The organism is Streptomyces sp. NBC_00647, assembly GCF_045207245.1.
In the GTDB taxonomy this organism is placed as follows: Bacteria; Actinomycetota; Actinomycetes; order Streptomycetales; family Streptomycetaceae; genus Streptomyces.
Genome location: NZ_CP109040.1, coordinates 5,672,803 through 5,693,443, shown reverse-complemented (window position 1 = coordinate 5,693,443; position 20,641 = coordinate 5,672,803). Strand labels below are relative to the sequence as shown.

The following is a 20,641-nucleotide window of genomic DNA, read 5'->3' as shown; positions in this document are numbered from 1 at the left end:
CGGCCCGAGCGGGCGTAAATGACCTGCTCCAGGACGGTCCGCCCGGGCACAGTGGGCGCATGGCCGTTCAGGAGAACCACAGAGGACTCGACGCGCAGGGGTACATCCGGCGCGAGGGATCGCCCGCGCGCGTCCCGTACGCCTTCCGACCGGTCGTCGCGGCGGCCCGCGACCGCCTCTCGGACGTCTTCGGGGCGCGGCTGGACGGCGCGTACCTCTACGGCTCGGTCCCGCGCGGAACCGCGCGCCTGGGGCGCTCCGACCTCGACCTGCTGCTCTCCCTGCGCGACGAGCCGACGGACGCGGACCGCGCAGACGCCCGCGCGCTCGAAGCCGCGCTCGACGAGGAGTTCCCCGAGATCGACGGCGTGGGAACGCTCCTGTTCAGCCGTACACGGCTGCTGAGCGACCTGGAGAGGTACGACCTCGGCTGGTTCGTCGCCTGCCTCTGTACGCCCCTCCTGGGCGAGGATCTGGCCGCACACCTGCCCCGCTACCGCCCCGACGCGCTGCTCGCCCGCGAGACGAACGGCGACCTCGCCCTGCTGCTGCCGCGCTGGCGCGAGCGGATCGACGGTGCGGCGGACACCGAGGAGGCCCGGCGCACCCTGGTCCGCTCGATGTCGCGGCACCTCGTGCGCACCGGCTTCACGCTCGTCATGCCGCGCTGGAACGGCTGGACCAGCGACCTCGGGGAGATGGCCGAGGCCTTCGGCGCGTACTACCCGGAGCGGGCCGCGGACCTGCGGAAGGCAGCCGTCCGCGGATACGAGCCGACCGGCGAACCGGCCGTGCTCCGCTCGTACACGGACGACCTCGGGCCCTGGCTCGCCGGGGAGTACGCGCGCGTGCACGGCGTCAAGGCGCCCCGCCCGTGAAGGCCTTCTCCAGGCGGCCGGAAAACGCCGCCCTGGCCCGCCGAACCCATTCCCAGGCCCAGGTGCTTTCCGTGCCCTGCGACCTGATCCAGACGACAGCCCCTAGATGAGCCCGTGCTCCCGCAGATAGTCCATCTGCGCCCGCACCGACAACTCGGCAGCGGGCCACAGCGACCGGTCCACGTCCGCGTAGACGCGGGCGACGACCTCGTCCGGCGACCGGTAGCCGTTCTCGACGGCCGTCTCCACCTGGGCGAGCCGGTGGGCGCGATGGGCGAGGTAGAACTCGACCGCGCCCTGGGCGTCATCGAGGACGGGACCGTGACCGGGCAGCACGGTGTGGACACCGTCGTCGACCGTCAGGGAGCGGAGCCGGCACAGGGAGTCGAGATAGTCGCCCAGACGGCCGTCGGGATGGGCCACCACGGTCGTCCCGCGCCCCAGGATGGTGTCCCCGGTCAGCACGGCCCGATCGGCCGGGAGATGGAAGCACAGCGAGTCCGCGGTGTGCCCGGGGGTCGGCACGACGCGCAGCTCGAGCCCGCCGAGGCTGATCACGTCTCCCGCGGCCAGTCCCTCGTCACCCAGCCGCAGCGCCGGATCCAGGGCCCGCACCTTGGTCCCCGTCAGCTCGGCGAACCGCCCCGCGCCCTCGGCGTGATCGGGATGCCCGTGGGTCAGCAGGGTCAGCGCGACACGCTTCCCGGCCTTTTCGGCCGTATCCAGCACACTCCGCAGATGTACGTCGTCCAGGGGCCCCGGGTCGATGACGACCGCGAGCTCGGAGTCCGGCTCGGACACGATCCACGTGTTCGTGCCGTCGAGGGTCATCGCGGAGGCGTTGGGGGCGAGGACGTTCACCGCGCGCGCGGTGGCGGGGCCGGAGAGGACCGTTCCTCGCGGCTGGCCGGGAAGCGCTGCTGCGTCGGTCATGCGGATGCTCCGCCGGTCGGGATGTGCTTGGTGAACTCGTCGTGCCCGGGCCAGGAGAGGACGACCTCCCCGTCCTCCAGGCGCGCCTCGGCCAGGACGGGGGTCAGATCCCGGGCGGCCTCGCCGGCGAGGGCGTCGGCGGAGCTCTCGTACTCCACGAGCCCGCGCAAGGTCGCGATGGTGGGCGGCATCATCAGCAGCTCGCCCTTGTCGTAGCCCGCCGCCGCGTCGGCCGGACGGATCCACACCGTGCGGTCGGCCTCCGTGGAGGCGTTCCGCGTGCGCTGGCCCTCCGGCAGGACGGCCACGAAGAACCAGGTGTCGTAGCGGCGGGACTCGAATTCCGGGGTGATCCAGCGGGCCCAGGCCCCGAGCAGGTCCGAGCGGAGCACGAGCCCTCTGCGGTCGAGGAACTCCGCGAAGGACAGATCCCTGGCGACCAGGGCCGCGCGGTCCGCCTCCCAGTCGTCCCCCGTGGTGTCACCGACCACGGTGTCCGGGCTGGGGCCGGCGAGCAGGACGCCCGCCTCCTCGTACGTCTCCCGTACGGCCGCGCAGACGATGGCCTGGGCGGAGGTCTCGTCCACGCCGAGCCTCTCCGCCCACCACGCGCGCGTGGGCCCCGCCCAGCGGATCTGCTGCTCGTCGTCGCGCGGGTCCACGCCGCCGCCCGGATACGCGTACGCGCCTCCGGCGAAGGCCATGGAGGCCCGTCTGCGCAGCATGTGGACCACGGGGCCGGCCTGGGTGTCCTTGACCAGCATCACGGTGGCCGCGCGCCGGGGCGTCACCGGCGTCAGCGTGCCCTCGGCAAGCGCCCGAATCCGCTCCGGCCACTCCGCCGGAAACCATTGCCCATTCCCCATGGCCGGAGGCTATCCCGAGCCGGGCGGATGTTCGAGGCCCCACCGCCCCCACAGGCGCCTCGCGCCCCGCCCAGAGCCTGGGTTTCCGCCCCAGCCCCCACTCCTAGAACACCGGAGGGACTGAAACTTCCCCGCACTCGAAAGACACGGGAAGGGAAGCGCGCGCAAGCCACGCACCACCCGCAGCCGAGAACGCGCGGAAGGGGCCGTGCCGGTACATCCCACATGTCCGTTGCTTACGTCCGGATCGAGCAGCGGCTCCCCAGGAGCCCACGTCTGATCCAGCGGCGACGGACGGGGATGTACCGGCACGGCCCCGACCCACATCAGAACCGGCACCGCAAAAACGGCCGGAGGTCTACGCGTGCGTGAGCTCCACCTGGATCTCGACCTCGACCGGCGCGTCCAGCGGCAGCACGGCCACACCGACCGCGCTCCGGGCGTGCACGCCCTTGTCGCCCAGCACCGCACCCAGCAGCTCACTCGCACCGTTCAGCACGCCCGGCTGCCCGGTGAAGTCCGACGCCGAGGCCACGAAGCCCACGACCTTCACGACACGCGCGATGCGATCGAGGTCGCCCACGACCGACTTCACCGCCGCCAGCGCGTTGAGCGCGCACGTACGGGCCAGCTCCTTGGCCTCCTCGGCCGTGACCTCGGCCCCCACCTTCCCGGTGACCGGAAGCTTCCCGTCCACCATCGGAAGCTGCCCGGCGGTGTACACGTACACGCCCGACTGCACGGCGGGCTGGTACGCGGCGAGCGGCGGGACCACACCCGGAAGGGTCAGGCCGAGCTCGGCGAGCTTCGCCTCGACCGCGCCGCTCATGCGGACCTCTCGCGCTTCAGGTAGGCCACCAGCTGCTCGGGGTTGTTCGGCCCGGGCACGACCTGGACGAGCTCCCAGCCGTCCTCGCCCCAGGTGTCCAGAATCTGCTTCGTGGCATGGACGAGCAGCGGCACGGTTGCGTATTCCCACTTGGTCATGTGGCCGACTGTAGCCGCTGCCGACCACCACCTCCCGCCCGAGCCACCCCCCTCCCGCCCGCCTCACCACCACCCGCGCCCACCGACCACATCCGGCCACATCGCGCCTCCCCGCGCGCAGCTTGTCCACAGCCTCCTGCTTAGTCCGGCGGCGGACTGGTTAGGCTCGAATACGTGAGCAGGCTCCAGGTCGTCAGCGGCAAGGGCGGTACCGGCAAGACCACGGTGGCCGCCGCCCTCGCGCTCGCCCTCGCGACCGAGGGCAAGCGTGCCCTCCTCGTCGAGGTCGAGGGCAGACAGGGCATCGCGCAGCTCTTCGAGACAGAAGCGCTGCCCTACGAGGAGCGGAAGATCGCCGTCGCTCCAGGGGGCGGGGAGGTGTACGCCCTCGCCATCGACCCCGAACTGGCGCTGCTGGACTACCTCCAGATGTTCTACAAACTGGGCGGCGCCGGCCGCGCCCTGAAGAAACTCGGCGCGATCGACTTCGCGACCACCATCGCGCCGGGCCTGCGGGACGTGCTCCTCACCGGCAAGGCCTGTGAGGCGGTGCGGCGCAAGGAGAAGAGCGGGCGCTTCACGTACGACTACGTGGTGATGGACGCGCCCCCGACGGGCCGGATCACCCGCTTCCTGAACGTCAACGACGAGGTGGCCGGCCTCGCGAAGATCGGCCCGATACACAATCAGGCCCAGGCCGTCATGCGCGTCCTCAAGTCCCCGGAGACGGCGGTCCACTTGGTGACGCTGCTGGAGGAGATGCCCGTACAGGAGACCGCGGACGGGATGGCGGAGCTGCGCGCGGCGAAGCTGCCCGTGGGCCGGATCATCGTGAACATGGTCCGCCCGGCACTCCTCGACGGCACCGACCTGGCACTCGCGGAGGCCGCTCCCCGTACGGCGATCGCCAAGTCGCTCTCGGCGGCCGGCCTCGGCGGCGCGCGGCGCGGCGGACTCGCCGAACGGCTGGTGGGGCCGCTTCTCCAGCAGGCCGGGGAGTACGCCGAGCGGTACACCCTTGAGACCGAGCAGCGGAGCGTCCTGGCCGAGCTGGGCCTGCCGCTGCACGAACTCCCGTTGCTCGCCGAGGGCATGGATCTGGCGGGTCTCTACCAACTGGCCGCACAGCTGCGTAAGCAAGGGATGTCATGAGTCTGGACCCCGCCCGCGTCCTCGACCTCGACCCGCTGCTCGACGACCCGAAGACCCGCATCGTGGTGTGCTGCGGCTCGGGCGGCGTCGGCAAGACGACCACGGCCGCGGCCCTCGGGCTGCGTGCCGCGGAGCGCGGCCGCAAGGTGGTCGTGCTCACCATCGACCCCGCGCGCAGACTGGCGCAGTCCATGGGCATCGACTCCCTCGACAACACTCCGCGCCGGGTGAAGGGCGTCGAGGGGAGCGGCGAGCTGCACGCCATGATGCTCGACATGAAGCGCACGTTCGACGAGATCGTCGAGGCGCACGCGGACGGCGAGCGGGCGGCCGTCATCCTCAACAATCCCTTCTACCAGTCGCTTTCGGCGGGCTTCGCGGGCACGCAGGAGTACATGGCGATGGAGAAGCTGGGCCAGTTGCGGGCGCGCGACGAGTGGGACCTGATCGTGGTCGACACCCCGCCGTCCCGCTCGGCACTGGACTTCCTGGACGCCCCCAAGCGGCTCGGGTCCTTCCTCGACGGGCGGCTGATCCGGCTGCTGACGGCGCCGGCGAAGCTGGGCGGCCGGGCGGGCATGAAGTTCCTGAACGTCGGGATGTCGATGATGACCGGCACCCTGGGCAAGCTGCTCGGGGGTCAACTCCTCAAGGACGTCCAGACGTTCGTCGCGGCGATGGACACCACCTTCGGCGGGTTCCGGACGCGGGCCGACGCCACGTACAAGCTGCTCCAGGCGCCCGGCACGGCGTTCCTCGTGGTGGCGGCTCCGGAGCGGGACGCGCTGCGTGAGGCCGCGTACTTCGTGGAGCGGCTGGCCGCGGAGGACATGCCGTTCGCCGGGCTGGTGCTCAACCGGGTGCACGGCAGCGGCGCCGCCCAGTTGTCCGCCGAGCGTGCGCTCGCCGCGGCGGAAGACCTCGATTCCGTCGTCGCGGAAGATCTTGAATCCGCCGCCGCAGAAAATCTTGACGAGGCCCGCATTGTGGATCAGGGGGACGGGAAAGCTGGACTTCGTAACTCTCCCGACACGTACGGCAGTTCAGAATCACCGGCTTCCGAGACACCAGCTCCTGACGAAGGCTCCCCCGCCGCCACGGACAGGACGACCGCCCCGGAGAGCACCACCGCTACGGACCGGACCGCCGCCACGGACCCCGAGCGATCCATCGACCAGCTCACCGCAGGACTTCTGAGGCTCCACGCCGAGCGCATGCAGTTGCTCTCCCGCGAGCAGCGCACGCGTGACCGCTTCGCCGCGCGCCACCCGGAGGTGCCGGTGGCCGAAGTGGCCGCGCTGCCCGGTGACGTACACGATCTCGTGGGGCTGCGGGACATCGGAAACCGGCTCGCGGCCCATCGGCACGAGCTGCCCGAGAGCTGAGCCTGCGAGAGAAGCCTGAGGGGCGCACTCAGCCCCTGCCGGCCCCCGCGACACCGGACGGGCCGCAGAAGGGCCCGGACGGGCTTGAGGGGCCCGGGGATGACGTCCTGCCCCCGAAGGGGCGGACTCCCCTCAGCCCACGGCCGCGTAGCGCTCGTACACCTCTTCCTCGTCGAGGGGCAGCAGGCCCGCGCCGCGCTCGTACTCCGTACGCGCGGTCTCGAGCAGGCGACGCCACGAGGTGACGGTCGGTCGCCGGCGCAGCAATGCGCGGCGCTCGCGCTCGGTCATGCCACCCCACACGCCGAATTCGACGCGGTTGTCGAGCGCATCGGCGAGGCACTCCGTGCGAACCGGACATCCGGTGCACACTGCCTTGGCCCTGTTCTGCGCTGCTCCTTGAACGAACAGTTCATCCGGATCGGTAGTGCGGCAGGCCGCCTGCGCACTCCAGTCGGTTACCCAGCCCATACCGGCGCCGTCCTCTCCCGAATCGAGGCTCCCCCACGGCGGCAGCGGCATATTCACCGCCGCCAGTTGAGGACGTTACGGAAGGTGGGCACAGCGCAACACCCCCTTCGGGCCCAATCTTGAATGGCCCGAACGGACTATGCGTAAGCGGCAGATCACCCGGGGGAGTGAGCCGAGGACATGCGCGACCATCCCGGCAAACCGGGACAGTTCAGTTGAGTCACAACGGACGCCGAGTGACACACAAGGCTGATTCGGACACACGCTCCACAGGAACGCGGAACCTCCGGAACGATTCGGGGTCGCCGGACGTATTGATACGTGGCCGCACTGCTGTGACAGTTGAGAGCAGCTTAGGCCAAGGCATATACGCGTGTCCGGCGAATGAGAACGTAGGCTGCCCTCATGCCAAAGAAGCGCTCGGGTGGTGGTCTGTCCCCTACGCAGCAGGCCGCCAAGTTCCTCGGTGTCAGCGTGCTCGCGGGCGCCGTCATGGCCGGAATCGCGCTGCCCGCCGCGGGCGCGCTCGGCCTTGCGGCCAAGGGCTCGGTCCAGGGGTTCGATGACATTCCGGACAATTTGAAGAGCCCGTCGCTGAGTCAGCGGACCACGATCCTGGACAGCAAGGGCGGCCAGATCGCCACGGTCTACTCACGCGACCGCACGGTGATCGACCTCAAGGACATCTCGCCCTACATGCAGAAGGCGATCGTCGCGATCGAGGACTCGCGCTTCTACCAGCACGGCGCGGTCGACCTGAAGGGCATCCTGCGCGCGGTCAACCAGAACGCGCAGAACGGCGGGGTCGCCCAGGGCGCCTCCACGCTGACCCAGCAGCTGGTGAAGAACTACTTCGTGGAAGAGGCCGGCGACGACCCGACGAAGGTCGCCCAGGCCACCCAGCAGACCATCGGCCGCAAGATCCGCGAGCTCAAGTACGCGATCCAGCTGGAAGAGAAACTGGGCAAGAAGAAGATCCTCGAGAACTACCTGAACATCACGTTCTTCGGGGAGCAGGCCTACGGCGTCGAGGCCGCCGCCCAGCGCTACTTCTCCAAGCCGGCCAAGAAGCTGAACCTCCAGGAGTCGGCGCTCCTCGCGGGCATCGTCCAGTCGCCGAGCCGGTACGACCCGGTCAACGACGAGGAAGAGGCCACCAAGCGCCGCAACACCGTCCTGCAGCGCATGGCCGAGGTGCACGACATCTCCCAGGAGCAGGCCGACACCGCGAAGGCGGCGAAGCTCGGGCTGCACGTCAGCAAGCCGAAGAACGGCTGCATCACGGCGGCCAAGGGCTCCAGCTTCTTCTGCAAGTACGTGGAGAACGTCTTCCTGAGCGACCCGGTCTTCGGCAAGACCAAGGAAGCCCGGGCGAAGGTCTGGAACCGGGGCGGCCTGACGATCCGCACGACGCTCGAACCGCAGTCCCAGGCGTCGATCCAGGCGTCGCTGAAGGATCACGTCAACAAGTCCGACAAGGTCGCCGCCGCGGCCACCCTGGTCGAGCCCGGGACCGGCAAGATCCTCGGCATGGGCCAGTCGAAGCCGTACGGCTACGGGAAGAACGAGACGGAGATCAACTACTCCGTCAACTACGGCATGGGCGGCTCGAACTACGGCTTCCCGACGGGTTCGACGTTCAAGCCGTTCGTGGCCGCGGCCGCGCTGGAACAGGGCCGGCCGGCGACCCAGGAATACTCCTCGCCGAACAAGATGCCGTACCCCAGCCCCGTGCAGACCTGCGGCAGCAAGCCGTGGACGAACCAGGCGAACGAGCAGGTCCCGAACGAGAGCGCGGACGAGAAGGGCCCGTACCAGCTGAAGGAGGCGATGGCCAAGTCGGTCAACACCTACTTCGTGCAGATGATCTCCGACATCGGCCTCTGCCCGGTGATGGACCAGATCGGCAAACTCGGTGTGGTCCAGGGCAACGGCGACAAGCTCCCCCAGGTGCCCTCCATCGCCCTGGGCGCCAAGGGCATCTCGCCGCTCACCATGGCCACGGCCTACGCCGCCTTCGCCTCCCGCGGCATGTACTGCACCCCGATCGCCATCGAGTCGATCAGCCAGCAGATCGGCGAACGCGAGAAGTCCCTGGACGTGCCCAAGTCGACGTGCTCGCGGGCCATGTCCGAGAAGACCGCGGACACCGTCAACAGCCTGCTGAGCGGCGTGATCGACTCCGGTACGGGCCAGCAGGCCGGTCTCACCGACCGCGCCAACGCCGGTAAGACGGGTACCACCGACGAGCGCAAGAACGCCTGGTTCGTCGGCTACACGCCGAACATGTCCGGCGCGGTCTGGGTCGGCAGCGCCTCGCAGCGGGTCCACATGGTGGGCATCCAGATCGGCGGCGTCTACCACGACAAGGTGTACGGCGGTCAGGTCCCCGGCCCCATCTGGCGGGACCTGATGACGGGCGCCCTCGTGGGCAAGGACTCCCCGTCCTTCAACCTGGTCAACATCCCCGACCCCAAGAAGGACAAGGACGAGGACCGCGGCCGCGACGACGGGAACAACGGCCGTCACGGCGGCAACGGGAACGGCAACACCACCAACGGGAACACCATCAGCGGCCTGACCGACGGCGGTCTCACCGACGGCGGAGTGGTGGTCCCGACGCCTTCCTTCTCCATCCCCGAGGGATGGATCCAGGGCAACGACAACGGCGGCAACGACAACGGCGGTCAGCGCAACTGACCCGTACGCCGGCAACGGCGCGTGAACGCCGAACGCCCCGTGGGCCAGGATCTGCTCCTGGCCCACGGGGCGTTCGGCGTGAGGCGTCAGCCCGCGAGCAGCTGCTTCACGACGGCGGCGACACGGCCGCCCTCGGCCTGGCCGGCCACCTTCGGGTTCACGATCTTCATGACCTGGCCCATGGCACGCGGTCCCTCGGCACCCGCCGCCTTCGCCTCCTCGACGGCCTGGGCGACGATCTGCTGAAGCTCCTCGTCGGACAGCTGCTTGGGCAGGTATGTGGCGAGCACCTCGCCCTCCGCCCGCTCCCGCTCGGCCGACTCGGCACGCCCGCCCTGCGCGAAGGCGTCGGCGGCCTCACGACGCTTCTTCGCCTCGCGGGCGATCACCTTCTGCACTTCGTCGTCGGAGAGTTCGCGCTTGGTGGTACCCGCGACCTCTTCCTTGGTGATCGCGGTGAGGGTCAGCCGGAGCGTCGAGGAGCGGAGCTCGTCGCGCCCCTTGATCGCGGCGTTGAGGTCTTCCTGCAACTTCGACTTGAGCGTGGTCATGCCGTCAAGTGTCGCAGGTGCGGTGACGCGGCCGCCTGTTGATTTCACCGCGCGCCCGGGCGGACGGGCAGAGGCCGATCGAGGCCCACGAGCCCGATCGGCGGCTCTCGCACCTTTCGTGCCGGCTTGTCCACAGGGGGGCACGCGGGCTCTCCGGGGTCTGACACGATGGACGTATGCGCGCGCGATACGGAGTACCCCTGGGAATCACGGCGGTGGGCGCCGCCGGTCTGCTGTACTCGGCGGGGTTCGAGGCCCGTTCCTTCCGCCTCCGGCGGGTGACGGTCCCCGTCCTGCCGCCCGGGATGCGACCGCTGCGCGTCCTGCAGGTCTCGGACATCCACATGGTGGGGGGCCAGCGCAAGAAGCAGCGCTGGCTGCGCTCCCTGGCCGGCCTGCGCCCCGACTTCGTGATCAACACCGGGGACAACCTCTCGGACCCGGAGGGCGTGCCCGAGGTCCTGGACGCGCTCGGCCCGCTGATGGAGTTCCCGGGTGCGTACGTCTTCGGCTCCAACGACTACTACGGGCCCACGCTCCGCAACCCCGCCCGGTACTTGCTCGAGAAGGCACAGGGCCGTCATGGACTGAACGGCAACAAGCCGGTCGTGGGCGCCGTCCACAACCCGTGGGAGGACCTGCGCGACGGCTTCGACACCGCGGGCTGGCTGAACCTGACGAACACCCGGGGGACGCTGAAGCTCGAGGGCGCGGAGGTGGAGCTGACCGGCCTCGACGACCCGCACATCAAGCGCGACCGCTACGCACGCGTGGCCGGCGGCCCGTCCGAGTCGGCCGACTTCTCGATGGGCGTGGTGCACGCGCCGTACCTGCGCGCCCTGGACGCGTTCACGGCCGACGGCTACCCCCTGATCCTGGCGGGCCACACACACGGCGGCCAGCTCTGCCTCCCCTTCTACGGCGCCTTCGTCACCAACTGCGACCTCGACACGGACCGCGTCAAGGGCCTCTCCAGGCATATGGCGGAGGGCCGGACGTCCTACATGCACGTCTCCGCCGGCTGCGGAACGAGCCGCTACACCCCGGTCCGGTTCGCCTGCCCGCCGGAGGCGTCACTGCTGACGCTGGTGGAACGGACGTAACACGTACTCCTCCGGGCTCCGGGCTCCGGGCTCCGGGCTCCGGGCTCCGGGCTCCGGGCTCCGGGCTCCGGGGGATGATCACTCAGCGGGGCGCGAGACCGAGACGGTTCGGCGCGTCGGGGACGCGAGCCGGAGGCGGTGCGAGGTTCCGGTGACACGGGGCCTCGGCCTGTACTGGGTCAGGCCGCACGGGCCGGTGCGGAGTCCGGCTCCGACGCCGACTCCGGCTCCGACGCCGACGCCGACGCCGGAGTAACCCACCCAGTCGCCCCATATCGCCCGAAACGCCCCACCCGCTTAGCGTGGGGCCATGATCAACCCCATACCCAGGGACATACCCGATCTCCCCGCGATACCGGGTATCCCCTCGTCGAACCACTACTCCTTCGTCCCCGCGACGGCGGTGGTGGCTCCCACGCGCCGCCCGGCCACGGCGGCCTACCGCGTCCTGGTGGCTCTCGCGGCAGCAGCGGGCGTGGCCATCGACCTGAAGCTGGGCGACCCGGCCCGGGTGCTGAGCTACTTCACGATCCAGACCAACCTGCTCGTCGCCGTGGTCTTCACGGCGTCGGCCCGCCGGGCCTGGTCAGCTCGCCGGCCCCTGCCCGGAGTACTGACGGGCGGCACGCTGATCTACATCTCGATCACGGGCCTGGTCTACCACCTGATCCTGGCGAACGAGTCGGCCCCGTTCTCCATGACAGGGGAGATCGACACGCTCTCCGGCTGGCACGCGGTCGCCAACCAGCTCCTCCACACGGTCACGCCGATCGCCGTGGTCCTCGACTGGCTACTGCTGACCCGCCCCACCCCGCTGGCGCTGCGCAACGCGGCGACCTGGCTTCTCTACCCCCTCGCCTACCTGGCCTTCTGCCTGGCCCGCGGCGCGATGATGTCGCCCGGGACCCCGGCGCGCTACCCCTACCCGTTCGTCGACGTGGACCGGCACAGCTACGGAGGCACCCTCGGCAACGCCGCCGTCCTCAGCGTCGCCTTCTACGCCCTGGCCCTCCTCATCGTGGCCCTCGACCACGTGCGCCCCGACCCCGTCCGACGCCGCGTACGACGCCCCGAAAACCGGATTTCGTCTCCGGCCACCAGTGGGCTAAAGTAAACGACGTCGCAGCGAGAGCAGCGGCGATCGGGGTGTAGCGCAGCTTGGCAGCGCGCTTCGTTCGGGACGAAGAGGTCGTGGGTTCAAATCCCGCCACCCCGACAGTGAAGTACCAGGTCAGGGGCCTGATCCGCATGGCGGGTCAGGCCCCTGAGTGGTTTCCAGAGCCTCTTGGGAGAACTCTGGGAGAAGATCTTGAAGGCGTCCTCGCTAGGGTCGCCGTTTGAGAGGCCGCCGAGCCCCCTCCTCCACTCGTCCCCTTAATTCACTCGCGCCCCCCAGAAGTGGACGAGTAGGGTGATCTCGACAAGGGCTGCCGCTCTTGTCGAGACTTCTAGGGCTGCGGTTCTAGGGGAGAAGGGGGCAGGTATGCCCAGGTACGTGCATGTGCCTACGGAGGCCACGCCACATCTCATCCGCCAGGCGTACGAAGCCGGCGGGCCCTACCAGTGGGCGCGAGAGGCGTGGAAGAACTCCGAGGAAAGCGGCGCATCGATCATCCATTTCGGGATCGAGGAGCAGGCCGCAGAACGACAGGGCGTTCTCCGTCGCACGATCATGGACAACGGCACCGGTATGCGTCCGGAGGACCTCAAGGTCTTCCTCACGACCTTCGGCGGCGGCGGCAAACCCATCGGCGTGGACGGCAACTTCGGCCAGGGTTTCAAGTCATCAGTCTTGCCGTGGAACTCATACGGCGTCGTCGTCATCAGCTACACGACCGAAGCGCCGGACGGCGCCATGCTGTGGATCTACCGTGACAACGACGGCAACTACGCCCTCAGGGAGTGGTCCGCCGAGGACGAGAACGGTGAATTCGTTAGCCTCACCGACGTTGTGCGGCCGTTCATGGACGATGAACACGGCTGCGACTGGAGTCGCGTCCGCCCTTCATGGATGACGACCGGAACGATCATGGTGCTGCTGGGGGCGGAGCCCGACAGCGACACGTGGATGGGAGACCAGGAGCCTTCTCGTAAGGAAACGGTCGACGACCTCATCCGGTACCTCAACAGCCGACTGATCGAAGTGCCGAAGAGGGACGGCGCGGCAATCGAGACTACGGTTGTAGACCTGTACGCCAAACGGAACAGCGACCGTCGAGACACCCGGGACAAGACTGTGGCACTGCCCGATGGCAGGGCCATGGTGTGGCGCCCTCGGCGCGTCTACGGTCTGCGGCACTACATCCCTGATACTGCCGTGACAGGCACAATCACGGTCGACGAGCACGGGACCGAGGTGGACTGGTTCTATGTCCCGGAGCCGGAAAATCCCGTCAGCGGTACGTCCGACTACATCGCCCAGCGGCCCACCGTGGTCGTGGACTATCAGGGCGAGGCCTATCACGCGGACCGGAGCAAAAGCCGATACCGCTTGTTCGGCATCACCGACGAAATCATGGGACGTACCTGGCTGATCGTCCGCCCTCCGGTCTACAGCGACAGTCGGCCCACCCAGTGGGGTGTGATCACTCAGGCATCCCGCCACATGCTTTTCGGCAAGGGCGGCTTGGAGTTGCCCTGGGAAGTGTGGGGAGACGCCTTCTTTGACAACTTCCCGGAGGAGTTGGCCAAGGCGCGGGAGGCTGCCCGAGCTCGCGACACCACGCAGACGGACGCGTCGATGGCCAAGAACCTTGCGCGGATCCTCGATCGGCTGAACCCTCGCTTCAAGGCCTCTCGAGTTCTCAGCTCAGCCCTGGGCAAGGTACTTGGTAACCCGAGCGGCTCGTTCGCCGGCAGTCCAGGCGTCCGCGGTCCGCGGCCCGCCGGAGGAAACGGGCGGCCTGGAGGAACAGGCGGAACGTCGGGCCCTCGACACGTGTTGGTACCTACGGCGGCCGGTTCGATGCAGGGGTCGCCTTCCCGAGTACGGGGCGGCTATCCCGCGTTCATCTGGAAGCGCTTTGACCCCGACGAAAGCAAGCACTTGGGGCAGTACGTACCCAACGACGTGTACACCGTCGACGAGACGGTGTACCGGGGTGTCGTGTACCTCAACTCCGCTCACCCTGTTTTCGTGCAGGAGTTCAATCACTGGGCCGACCAGATCTGGCCGAAGGCCGATCCGACGAAGGTGCAGGAGTTGGTGCAGCGGGTCTACGGCGAAGAGGCGGTCGCGCACGTGGTGCACGCCCAACGGCTGAACGGAACTCTCGTCGGCAAGACGGAGAACGCTGAACCGATCCGCATCGGTGAGGAAGACGTGCGGCAGCTACTTGAGCCAACCGCCCTGTCCGCCGCGCTCCTGGGACTCGTCAACGTCGAGCAGCGAATCCTGACCCAGGGCGGAGGACTCTTCGGGCGTCGAGCCGACTCATAGAGGACGCCAGGCCGATCGGGCCGTCACCTGTGGAAGGTGACGGCCCGATCGATCGCTAAATCGTCATCTCCTTACAAGCCCGAGAGCCGCCTCCAGGTCGCATCCCGTCTCGTGATTTAAGACCTTGCTCGACGCATTCCGGTAAACCGTACATAGGCCACCCCCACAGGGCATGACTCACGCATCGCGCGCAATTGACGTGCCGGCAGAGCCATTCACGGCAGGGCATCGCGCCGCTACGGCCATTACCTGTATTTTCCGAGCGCTTGATCGGGAACAAAGCAACGTCACCCCAAAGACGCTACGCCGAGCACCTCCTCGCACCAGTTCAAGATTCATCTGCGAGCCGTTTGGCTATGTGGCCGGCAAGCCGTCGAGCCTTGCTTCGTAGCTCTTCCTCGGTGAAATCATTTACCTTTATATACAGTCTTTCTCGAATTGGCCTGGAAAGCCGCTTGTTCCAATTACTCTTAATCTCGTCCATAACTGCGTCACCTCTGTCGTCAAGGACAACAGGCAAAACTATGGTTCGCCCTTGCCGTTTCTCCTCTTCAAAGGCCCAACTCAGCTCTCTTTTCACCCAGTCTGCTTCCACACTCCTGTCACTCAGGAATGGAATAACCAGTTGATCCTCTTCGGCCATCGCTGCGCGAATTTCATCCTGCAGGATGTCACCTGCCTTAATTTCCCTCTCGTCAATCCACATTGTCGAGCCCTGGATGTGGCCCTGCAGATATCCAATGAAGGCCCGAACCGTCGGCTTGTCTCGACTGGCATGGCACGCGAATAGCCTAACCTTCGCCGTTCTCTTCGCCGCTATTATTTGCGGCGGCAGAGAGTCGATTGGTCGGTCTGGGAAGATGGCGCCAATCTGCGAATAGTTGTGATAGCCAATGGAGACTCGACTACCGGTGGAGTACTCGCCATTCAAATACACCCCCACAGCGGCGCCTTCCGCCGGGGAACCAGAAACTACATCTTCCGCTTCAACATTGCTCCCATTGTGGTTAAGCACAATCTTCCGACTTTCGCAAAGAAAAGCAATGATCGATGCATTCCTGTTGTAGTTAGCGTGCACTGTACCCATGAGAATTTTGGCATTCAAATCAAGCGGGTCCATCTCCATTAGATAGAAATTGCCATCCTCCGCCTCGGCTCTTACCAAACGCAACATGACTTTATCGTTGATCTCATCGAGCCATATAGGAACATTGGGCCAAACATTCACATCCCATCTATTCAAGGATGAGGCGATAGTAACTAGATGGGCCTTGGGCTCGACAGGAATCGCCACCCTTTCGGTCACCATTCTATTCAGCTCGTCTTTCGTGAAACCCCAGTAGTTGGCGAGGAAGTCGATTGGAGGCTGGTCGTTGATCTCCTGTATGTAGAAATACCTGCCCTCGGCATACTGATCCTGAGGGTGGAAAACTATTTTCAGCTTCCCTTGATCGGCCACATGCTTATACGGGTGGTTTAGGTGCAGTCGCGCACGGATATGCGGCAGGAGAGCCAGCACCGCTGCATGCTGATAGGTGTACTTATACCGCACTCGATGATTGATTTCGTCAGAATAATATAGAGACTGCAACTGGTTCTTCGATCGGTTCGTGGCACACCCCCCGACGAGCTCCGCGTTCAATTCGTCTGCTGCCGCCAGCAGCTCTTGCCCGACAGCGAAACAGTCCTTAAAATCAACAACTTGCCGAGCTTCCGTATGACCGCTACCGCTCGTAAATATGATGCCTGTCGAGCTCTCCGCCACGTCATCTTGACTCATATTAAGCCCGAAGTCTGAAATCTTCTCGCAGTATGCCTGAATTGCACTGTGAAGCACCCGCTTTCCAGCGTAACGTCGATCGCCCTGCTTTTTAGTTACCTCGCACGCCACCGGAATTTTATCGAATACTGAACTCGAGAACGCCACCACGAGCAGGCCGTCAGATATGTCAAGGTTCGATTGGTCAGCCGACCGGAAGAATGAGCTGAATACAGACGCGCCAATCAGCGAGGGCCACCAATCCTCGCTTGAACAAAACTCCTCAAGGCCTTCCCTGATGTTCTGATCGGTGTCTTGTTGCACATTAATGGTAGCTGCATTTTTCGAATTTGCTACGAGTAGCAGCGAAACATCGCGCCACGTCAACATTCGTCGCTCAAGCACGCCACCGAGCCGCTCGAGGAGATGGACGACCTGATGAGTTCCAATTACGTCGCCAGGAAGGTCTTCTCCGTATGCGGCGACCTTAAGTATCGAGTCCATCTTCTCACCCTGTCGCTGTGCGCCAGAAGCACCGATGGGGATCGATCGGCTGAATGCAACAGCCGACACCGGGGGCCTCAGCACCCGCCGGGTCAGTAATTTATAGGACTACCTGCAGCGAGGTACGGACTCCCTAACACCTCCCAGACTAGTAGCACTTGGCAGCATCGCAACTTCGGACTGTTGTCAAGTGGATGAACCAAAGTCCAGGTCACTGACCTGCTGTCCTGAGACCTGCAGGACCCAGCCCACCGCGAACGTCTGCTCGGCCGATCCCCCGGGCACTCGCACTAACCCCACTTTCCCCACTGCAAGCGCTGCCCCCGCAACGTTGGCAGGTTGTCGCGTGGCAGCAGGACACAGCTGGCAACGGCTTCGGGCTGAGGAGCCGTGGCTTTGACTCTCGCCACCAGGACGAGAAACATCGGGTCAGGCCCGACACTGACCGGTCAATGCCGGGCCTGAATTATTGTGTTGGGTATTCCTGGGAGGAAATCTTGAAATTCCGCTCCCAGACGGCGCCTACCGGCGCGCCCTCAGACGCTCGCGTAAGAGGTCGTTGAGCACCGCAACCGGCGACGTCGGACACATCGCGATACGAGCATCTAGCGACGTCTCCCATTCGGTGGTGAGGTCCTTCAACAGCTCCTCCCGCATCTCGCGGGTGATGTGCGAGTAGCGCGCCTGCACCGAGCCGTCGATGTGCCCCATGCGCTCGTCCATCAGCTTCGGCGGCGTGCGGAATCCCTCCATGCGTGTCTTGTGCGTGTGGCGCAGCCCGTGCGGAGTGAGCCCCTTCGCGATCGGCACCCAGCAGGTGTCTGCTCGCGCCTGTGCGCCTCTTCCGCGCGCTGGCACCCCTGGCCATGGATCGGCCAGGACCGGCACGGGCCGTGCCTCTTGTGGTGCCTTCTTCGGGTACCAGCCCGAGACTGCTGGCGTGAACAGCCACGTGGCGAACCCGTTCCGTCGCCAGTGCTCGGCCTGGTCGACGGCGCCGCCACCGCGAGTGAATCCGAGAGCGCCGATTGCCTCCCGTACGCGCTGTCTGGTGGCTTCGGCCACGACGTCGGGCCGGTTGAGGACGTTGGAGACGGTGCCGGTGGAAACGCCGGCCCGTCGCGCCACATCGATCACCTTCGCGCCGGTCTCCCCCGTGCGGGAAACTCCCTGCCCGCGGAACATGTACGTGTTTCCGTGGCAAGCGCAGGGCTTCGGCTGTGTACGGGCTACGTGATTGGCCCACAGGCTAGTGAGCCATGTCGGGGCGTCGATCGTGCGGTAGCTGTCGTCTTTGGGAGGGCAGCGCTCGAACTCCCCCGAATCGAGTTCGTAGAGCTGCCACTCCACACGCACGACCCCTCTGCGAACGAACTCAGTCTCCAGTCCCACAACTTCGCCCCACCGCATGCCTGTGTAGCCCTTGGTCACGACGGCAACGAACTCGTCATCGCGCCCCGCGAGCAGAGAGGCACGTTCAGCACACAGCAGGATGCCAAGAGGCTCGGTGACGACCTTCTCGGGTCCCCGGTCACGCGAGCGTCCGGCGCGTTTTCCCCTACCCCGACGTTTGGTGGCCGGGTTGGCGCTGATGAGTTCGTCGTCCATCGCGTCTTCGAGGACCAGGTGGAGCGTGCCGCGCCATGTCTTCACGCTCGATACGGCATAGAGCGCCTTCTCCTTCTTCTCCCACGCATCGACATCCACGCACTGGATTGAGGCGAGCTGGCGCTCCTCGAACTCTGGGAGCAGGTGCTCTTCCAAGTGCCGGCGGTAGTTCTGCATCGTGGACGCAGCTAGATCCTGCGCCGCGTACCAGCGCGAGGCGTACTCGCCGAATGTGACCTGTCCGGCCGCTGGGTCCTTCCAGCCGCCCGATCGAACCTTCGCTTCTTCGGCATCAGCGGCTTGCTTGGCTTCGCGCTTCGTGCGGAAGCGGACGGTCTCACCCCTCTCGTCAGCAACGGTGCCGTACTTACCTGTTGAGATCTTGTAGCGGCCACGCCAGTACGTGCCGCGTTCCTCCGCAAACCCCATGCTCCCTCTCATGGCAAAGCGATGGGTGGAAGCTCGGTTTGAGCTCCCACCCATTGCGTCATCTCATCTGTCAGGCGGTGGTCCGGGCGCGCCTCGGACGCCGCGCCCGGAGCTGCACCACAGGTGCGTCGAAAAAGGTGACCGTGCGACGTCCCGTCGAAGTCGCCCTGTCCTCGGACTTGTTCTCCTGGTCGGGACGCTCCTCGAGGATGTGGAAGATGTCCTCCACGTGGCTCCTTGTGAAGCGGTAGCCGCTGCCGCTGCGGATGAACGGGATGCGGCGTCGCCGGGCCTGCTCCTTCACCCACCACTCTGAGCAGCCGAGCGCTTCGGCAATTTCGGCAGGCGAGTACGTCGGGGGAAGGGTGTTGCTCTTCTGACCCGCGTTCATGGCTCCTCTTCTTGGATGTTGCGCCACGCAGGAAGGAGGAGCGAACAGCCCCCCTTCCTGTCAGGTCCGCTACTTCCGCTACCTCCGCTACCGCCCTGGTCAGGGGCATGATCGAGGTAGCGGATAGGGGTAGCGGTAGCGGATAGAGCCGCTACCGGCCGACGGGCGGGCCGTGGGCCGGTAGCGGATGAGGTGGTGCGGGTAGCGGATAAATCCGGGCTTGCCGCTACCTTTTCTAGGCCTCTGACCTGCTCGGTAGCGGAGGTAGCGGAAGTAGCGGACTCTCAGGGGGTGGGGGGCAATAGCGCTCCCACGCGTCGTGAAGGTCCGCGGCGTAATAGCCCTTCATCACGCTGCCGCCCGTCTTGATGTTCCGGGCCGCTACCGGGGTGTTGTCCGCGGTCATGTACTCGCGCAGCATTCTCGCGAGCCCGCGGGCATCGAGGGGCTTGCCGCTCATGTCCGCCCACGGCGCCTCTTCGAGGCTGTGGAGGCGGTCAAGGACGGCGACGGTGGGCAGGCGGTCGATGCCGTTGAACACGTAATCCCGCAGGTCCGTCAGGAGCCGGATTCCGATGCTGCCCTTGTCTCCGACTTTGGCGGCATTGACCAGTTCCACGCACGCCGCGCGAGCCCGGTCCGGCCACTCTCCCCCGGCTGCATCGGCAACCGCGAGCAGCGGTTCCCACACGTCCGCTGGCCGGTCGGTGACCTCCGGGGGCAACGTGGGAAACACGCCGTCGACCAGGTGCCGCACGGACTGCGCCCAGTCGGCGAGCCGGTCGCGCAGGGCGTTGCCTTCCTTCTCGTGGATGCGCTGCCGGTAGGGCTCCACGTATTCGTTCCTCGCGCGGCGACGCATGCGGACGATGACCGAGCGGGTCAGGATCGTGTCCGGCAGCGAGCCGAGCCCCGCCATGGCGACGGCGCAGTACGAGGGGAACTCCTGCACTTGCTGATTGGCTCCGTCGCCGACGCAGCGCCACATCCCAACTCCGCGGCGATGTCCAGCGTTGAGGAAGCCTCGCAGGGGTTCGTTGTCTCCGGCCTTGGGCCCGAACACGGTGTCCACTTCGTCGAAGAGGATTGTGGGTCGGGTCTCCAGGGTCGACACCGCACGGAAGAGCACCGACGCGGAGGCGTTGGCCGCAACAAGCGGCTTGGGCACCAGAGTTTCGATGATCTCCAATGCGCGGGACTTCCCCGAGCCGGGCTCCGGCGAGAGGAACGCGATCCTCGGAGTTGCGTCGAAGCAGTCGAGCAGGTGCGCGTGCGCGTTCCACAACGTCACGGCGACGTAGGCCGCTTCGAGCGGGAAGACGTTGAAGCGGCGGTGGAAGGCTTCCACCTCATCGAGCAGGGCGGAGCCGTCGGTGGGGTGTGCCGGCGGTTTGGTGGTCATGCCGCGGCCCTCCCTTTCTGGGTGGTGCGGAGCGGACAGTTGTCGCGGTGGGCGGTGTGGTCGCTGATCAGGGCCAGTACCTT

Annotated in this window: 17 protein-coding genes and 1 tRNA gene; 8 read left to right on the top strand and 10 right to left on the bottom strand. The window is 66.6% G+C overall.

Going from position 1 to position 20,641, the window contains the following annotated elements; genetic code table 11:
• Positions 1–59 precede the first annotated feature (59 nt).
• Complete coding sequence (locus OG788_RS25045) at positions 60–878, top strand: nucleotidyltransferase (protein WP_406373581.1); 819 nt, start codon at positions 60–62, stop codon at positions 876–878.
• 102 nt (positions 879–980) lie between these two features.
• Here the strand turns inward: OG788_RS25045 and OG788_RS25040 are convergent, their stop codons facing one another.
• From OG788_RS25040 to OG788_RS25025, 4 genes are all read right to left on the bottom strand, one after another.
• Positions 981–1,811, bottom strand: coding sequence for an MBL fold metallo-hydrolase (locus OG788_RS25040; protein ID WP_406373579.1), 831 nt, complete (start codon positions 1,809–1,811; stop codon positions 981–983).
• Positions 1,808–2,677: an NUDIX hydrolase gene (locus tag OG788_RS25035; protein ID WP_406373577.1), complete on the bottom strand. Its 870-nt coding sequence runs from the start codon at positions 2,675–2,677 to the stop codon at positions 1,808–1,810. Before OG788_RS25035 ends, OG788_RS25040 begins: the two co-directional genes overlap by 4 nt.
• Before the next feature lie 358 nt (positions 2,678–3,035).
• Positions 3,036–3,506, bottom strand: coding sequence for a RidA family protein (locus OG788_RS25030; RefSeq protein ID WP_261704750.1), 471 nt, complete (start codon positions 3,504–3,506; stop codon positions 3,036–3,038).
• On the bottom strand, positions 3,503–3,664 hold the full coding sequence (locus OG788_RS25025; protein ID WP_143608830.1) for a DUF4177 domain-containing protein: 162 nt from the start codon (positions 3,662–3,664) through the stop codon (positions 3,503–3,505). The genes OG788_RS25030 and OG788_RS25025 overlap by 4 nt, the downstream gene beginning before the upstream one ends.
• A 174-nt stretch (positions 3,665–3,838) precedes the next feature.
• On the opposite strand from OG788_RS25025, the gene OG788_RS25020 reads away from it, so the two are divergent.
• Positions 3,839–4,816 (top strand): ArsA family ATPase, encoded by a 978-nt coding sequence (locus OG788_RS25020; RefSeq protein WP_406373575.1) that lies wholly within the window; start codon positions 3,839–3,841, stop codon positions 4,814–4,816.
• Entirely contained in the window at positions 4,813–6,201 is a 1,389-nt protein-coding gene (locus tag OG788_RS25015; protein ID WP_351543064.1) for an ArsA family ATPase, read from the top strand. The genes OG788_RS25020 and OG788_RS25015 overlap by 4 nt, the downstream gene beginning before the upstream one ends.
• 132 nt (positions 6,202–6,333) lie before the next feature.
• Here OG788_RS25015 and wblA read toward each other — a convergent pair whose 3' ends face one another.
• Positions 6,334–6,672, bottom strand: coding sequence for a transcriptional regulator WblA (gene wblA / locus OG788_RS25010; RefSeq protein WP_028799159.1), 339 nt, complete (start codon positions 6,670–6,672; stop codon positions 6,334–6,336).
• Between the two features lie 405 nt (positions 6,673–7,077).
• Between wblA and OG788_RS25005 the strand changes: the two genes are divergently transcribed.
• The gene (locus OG788_RS25005) at positions 7,078–9,372 is read left to right on the top strand and encodes a transglycosylase domain-containing protein (RefSeq protein WP_406373573.1); all 2,295 of its coding nucleotides are present in this window, start codon (positions 7,078–7,080) and stop codon (positions 9,370–9,372) included.
• A gap of 86 nt (positions 9,373–9,458) precedes the next feature.
• On the opposite strand, the gene OG788_RS25000 is transcribed toward OG788_RS25005, so the two are convergent.
• The gene (locus OG788_RS25000) at positions 9,459–9,923 is read right to left on the bottom strand and encodes a GatB/YqeY domain-containing protein (RefSeq protein WP_351543058.1); all 465 of its coding nucleotides are present in this window, start codon (positions 9,921–9,923) and stop codon (positions 9,459–9,461) included.
• 176 nt (positions 9,924–10,099) lie between these two features.
• Here OG788_RS25000 and OG788_RS24995 point away from each other — a divergent pair, with 176 nt between their 5' ends.
• The 4 genes from OG788_RS24995 (at position 10,100) to OG788_RS24980 (ending at position 14,465) form a co-directional block, all read left to right on the top strand.
• The gene (locus tag OG788_RS24995; protein WP_406373571.1) at positions 10,100–11,026 is read left to right on the top strand and encodes a metallophosphoesterase; all 927 of its coding nucleotides are present in this window, start codon (positions 10,100–10,102) and stop codon (positions 11,024–11,026) included.
• Positions 11,027–11,336: 310 nt separating this feature from the next.
• A complete protein-coding gene (locus OG788_RS24990) occupies positions 11,337–12,140 on the top strand; it encodes a Pr6Pr family membrane protein (RefSeq protein ID WP_406373569.1) in 804 nt (267 codons plus the stop codon).
• Between the two features lie 28 nt (positions 12,141–12,168).
• Positions 12,169–12,242: transfer RNA gene (locus OG788_RS24985), tRNA-Pro, on the top strand.
• A gap of 267 nt (positions 12,243–12,509) precedes the next feature.
• A complete protein-coding gene (locus tag OG788_RS24980; protein WP_406373567.1) occupies positions 12,510–14,465 on the top strand; it encodes a hypothetical protein in 1,956 nt (651 codons plus the stop codon).
• Between the two features lie 328 nt (positions 14,466–14,793).
• Here the strand turns inward: OG788_RS24980 and OG788_RS24975 are convergent, their stop codons facing one another.
• From OG788_RS24975 to OG788_RS24960, 4 genes are all read right to left on the bottom strand, one after another.
• Positions 14,794–16,728, bottom strand: a complete 1,935-nt coding sequence (locus OG788_RS24975; RefSeq protein ID WP_406373565.1) for a toll/interleukin-1 receptor domain-containing protein — start codon at positions 16,726–16,728, stop codon at positions 14,794–14,796.
• Positions 16,729–17,250: 522 nt separating this feature from the next.
• Entirely contained in the window at positions 17,251–18,765 is a 1,515-nt protein-coding gene (locus tag OG788_RS24970; protein ID WP_406373563.1) for a LacI family DNA-binding transcriptional regulator, read from the bottom strand.
• Between the two features lie 70 nt (positions 18,766–18,835).
• Positions 18,836–19,156: a helix-turn-helix domain-containing protein gene (locus tag OG788_RS24965; protein WP_406373561.1), complete on the bottom strand. Its 321-nt coding sequence runs from the start codon at positions 19,154–19,156 to the stop codon at positions 18,836–18,838.
• 235 nt (positions 19,157–19,391) lie between these two features.
• Positions 19,392–20,558 (bottom strand): DUF3631 domain-containing protein, encoded by a 1,167-nt coding sequence (locus OG788_RS24960; RefSeq protein WP_406373559.1) that lies wholly within the window; start codon positions 20,556–20,558, stop codon positions 19,392–19,394.
• Between the last annotated feature and the right edge of the window lie 83 nt (positions 20,559–20,641).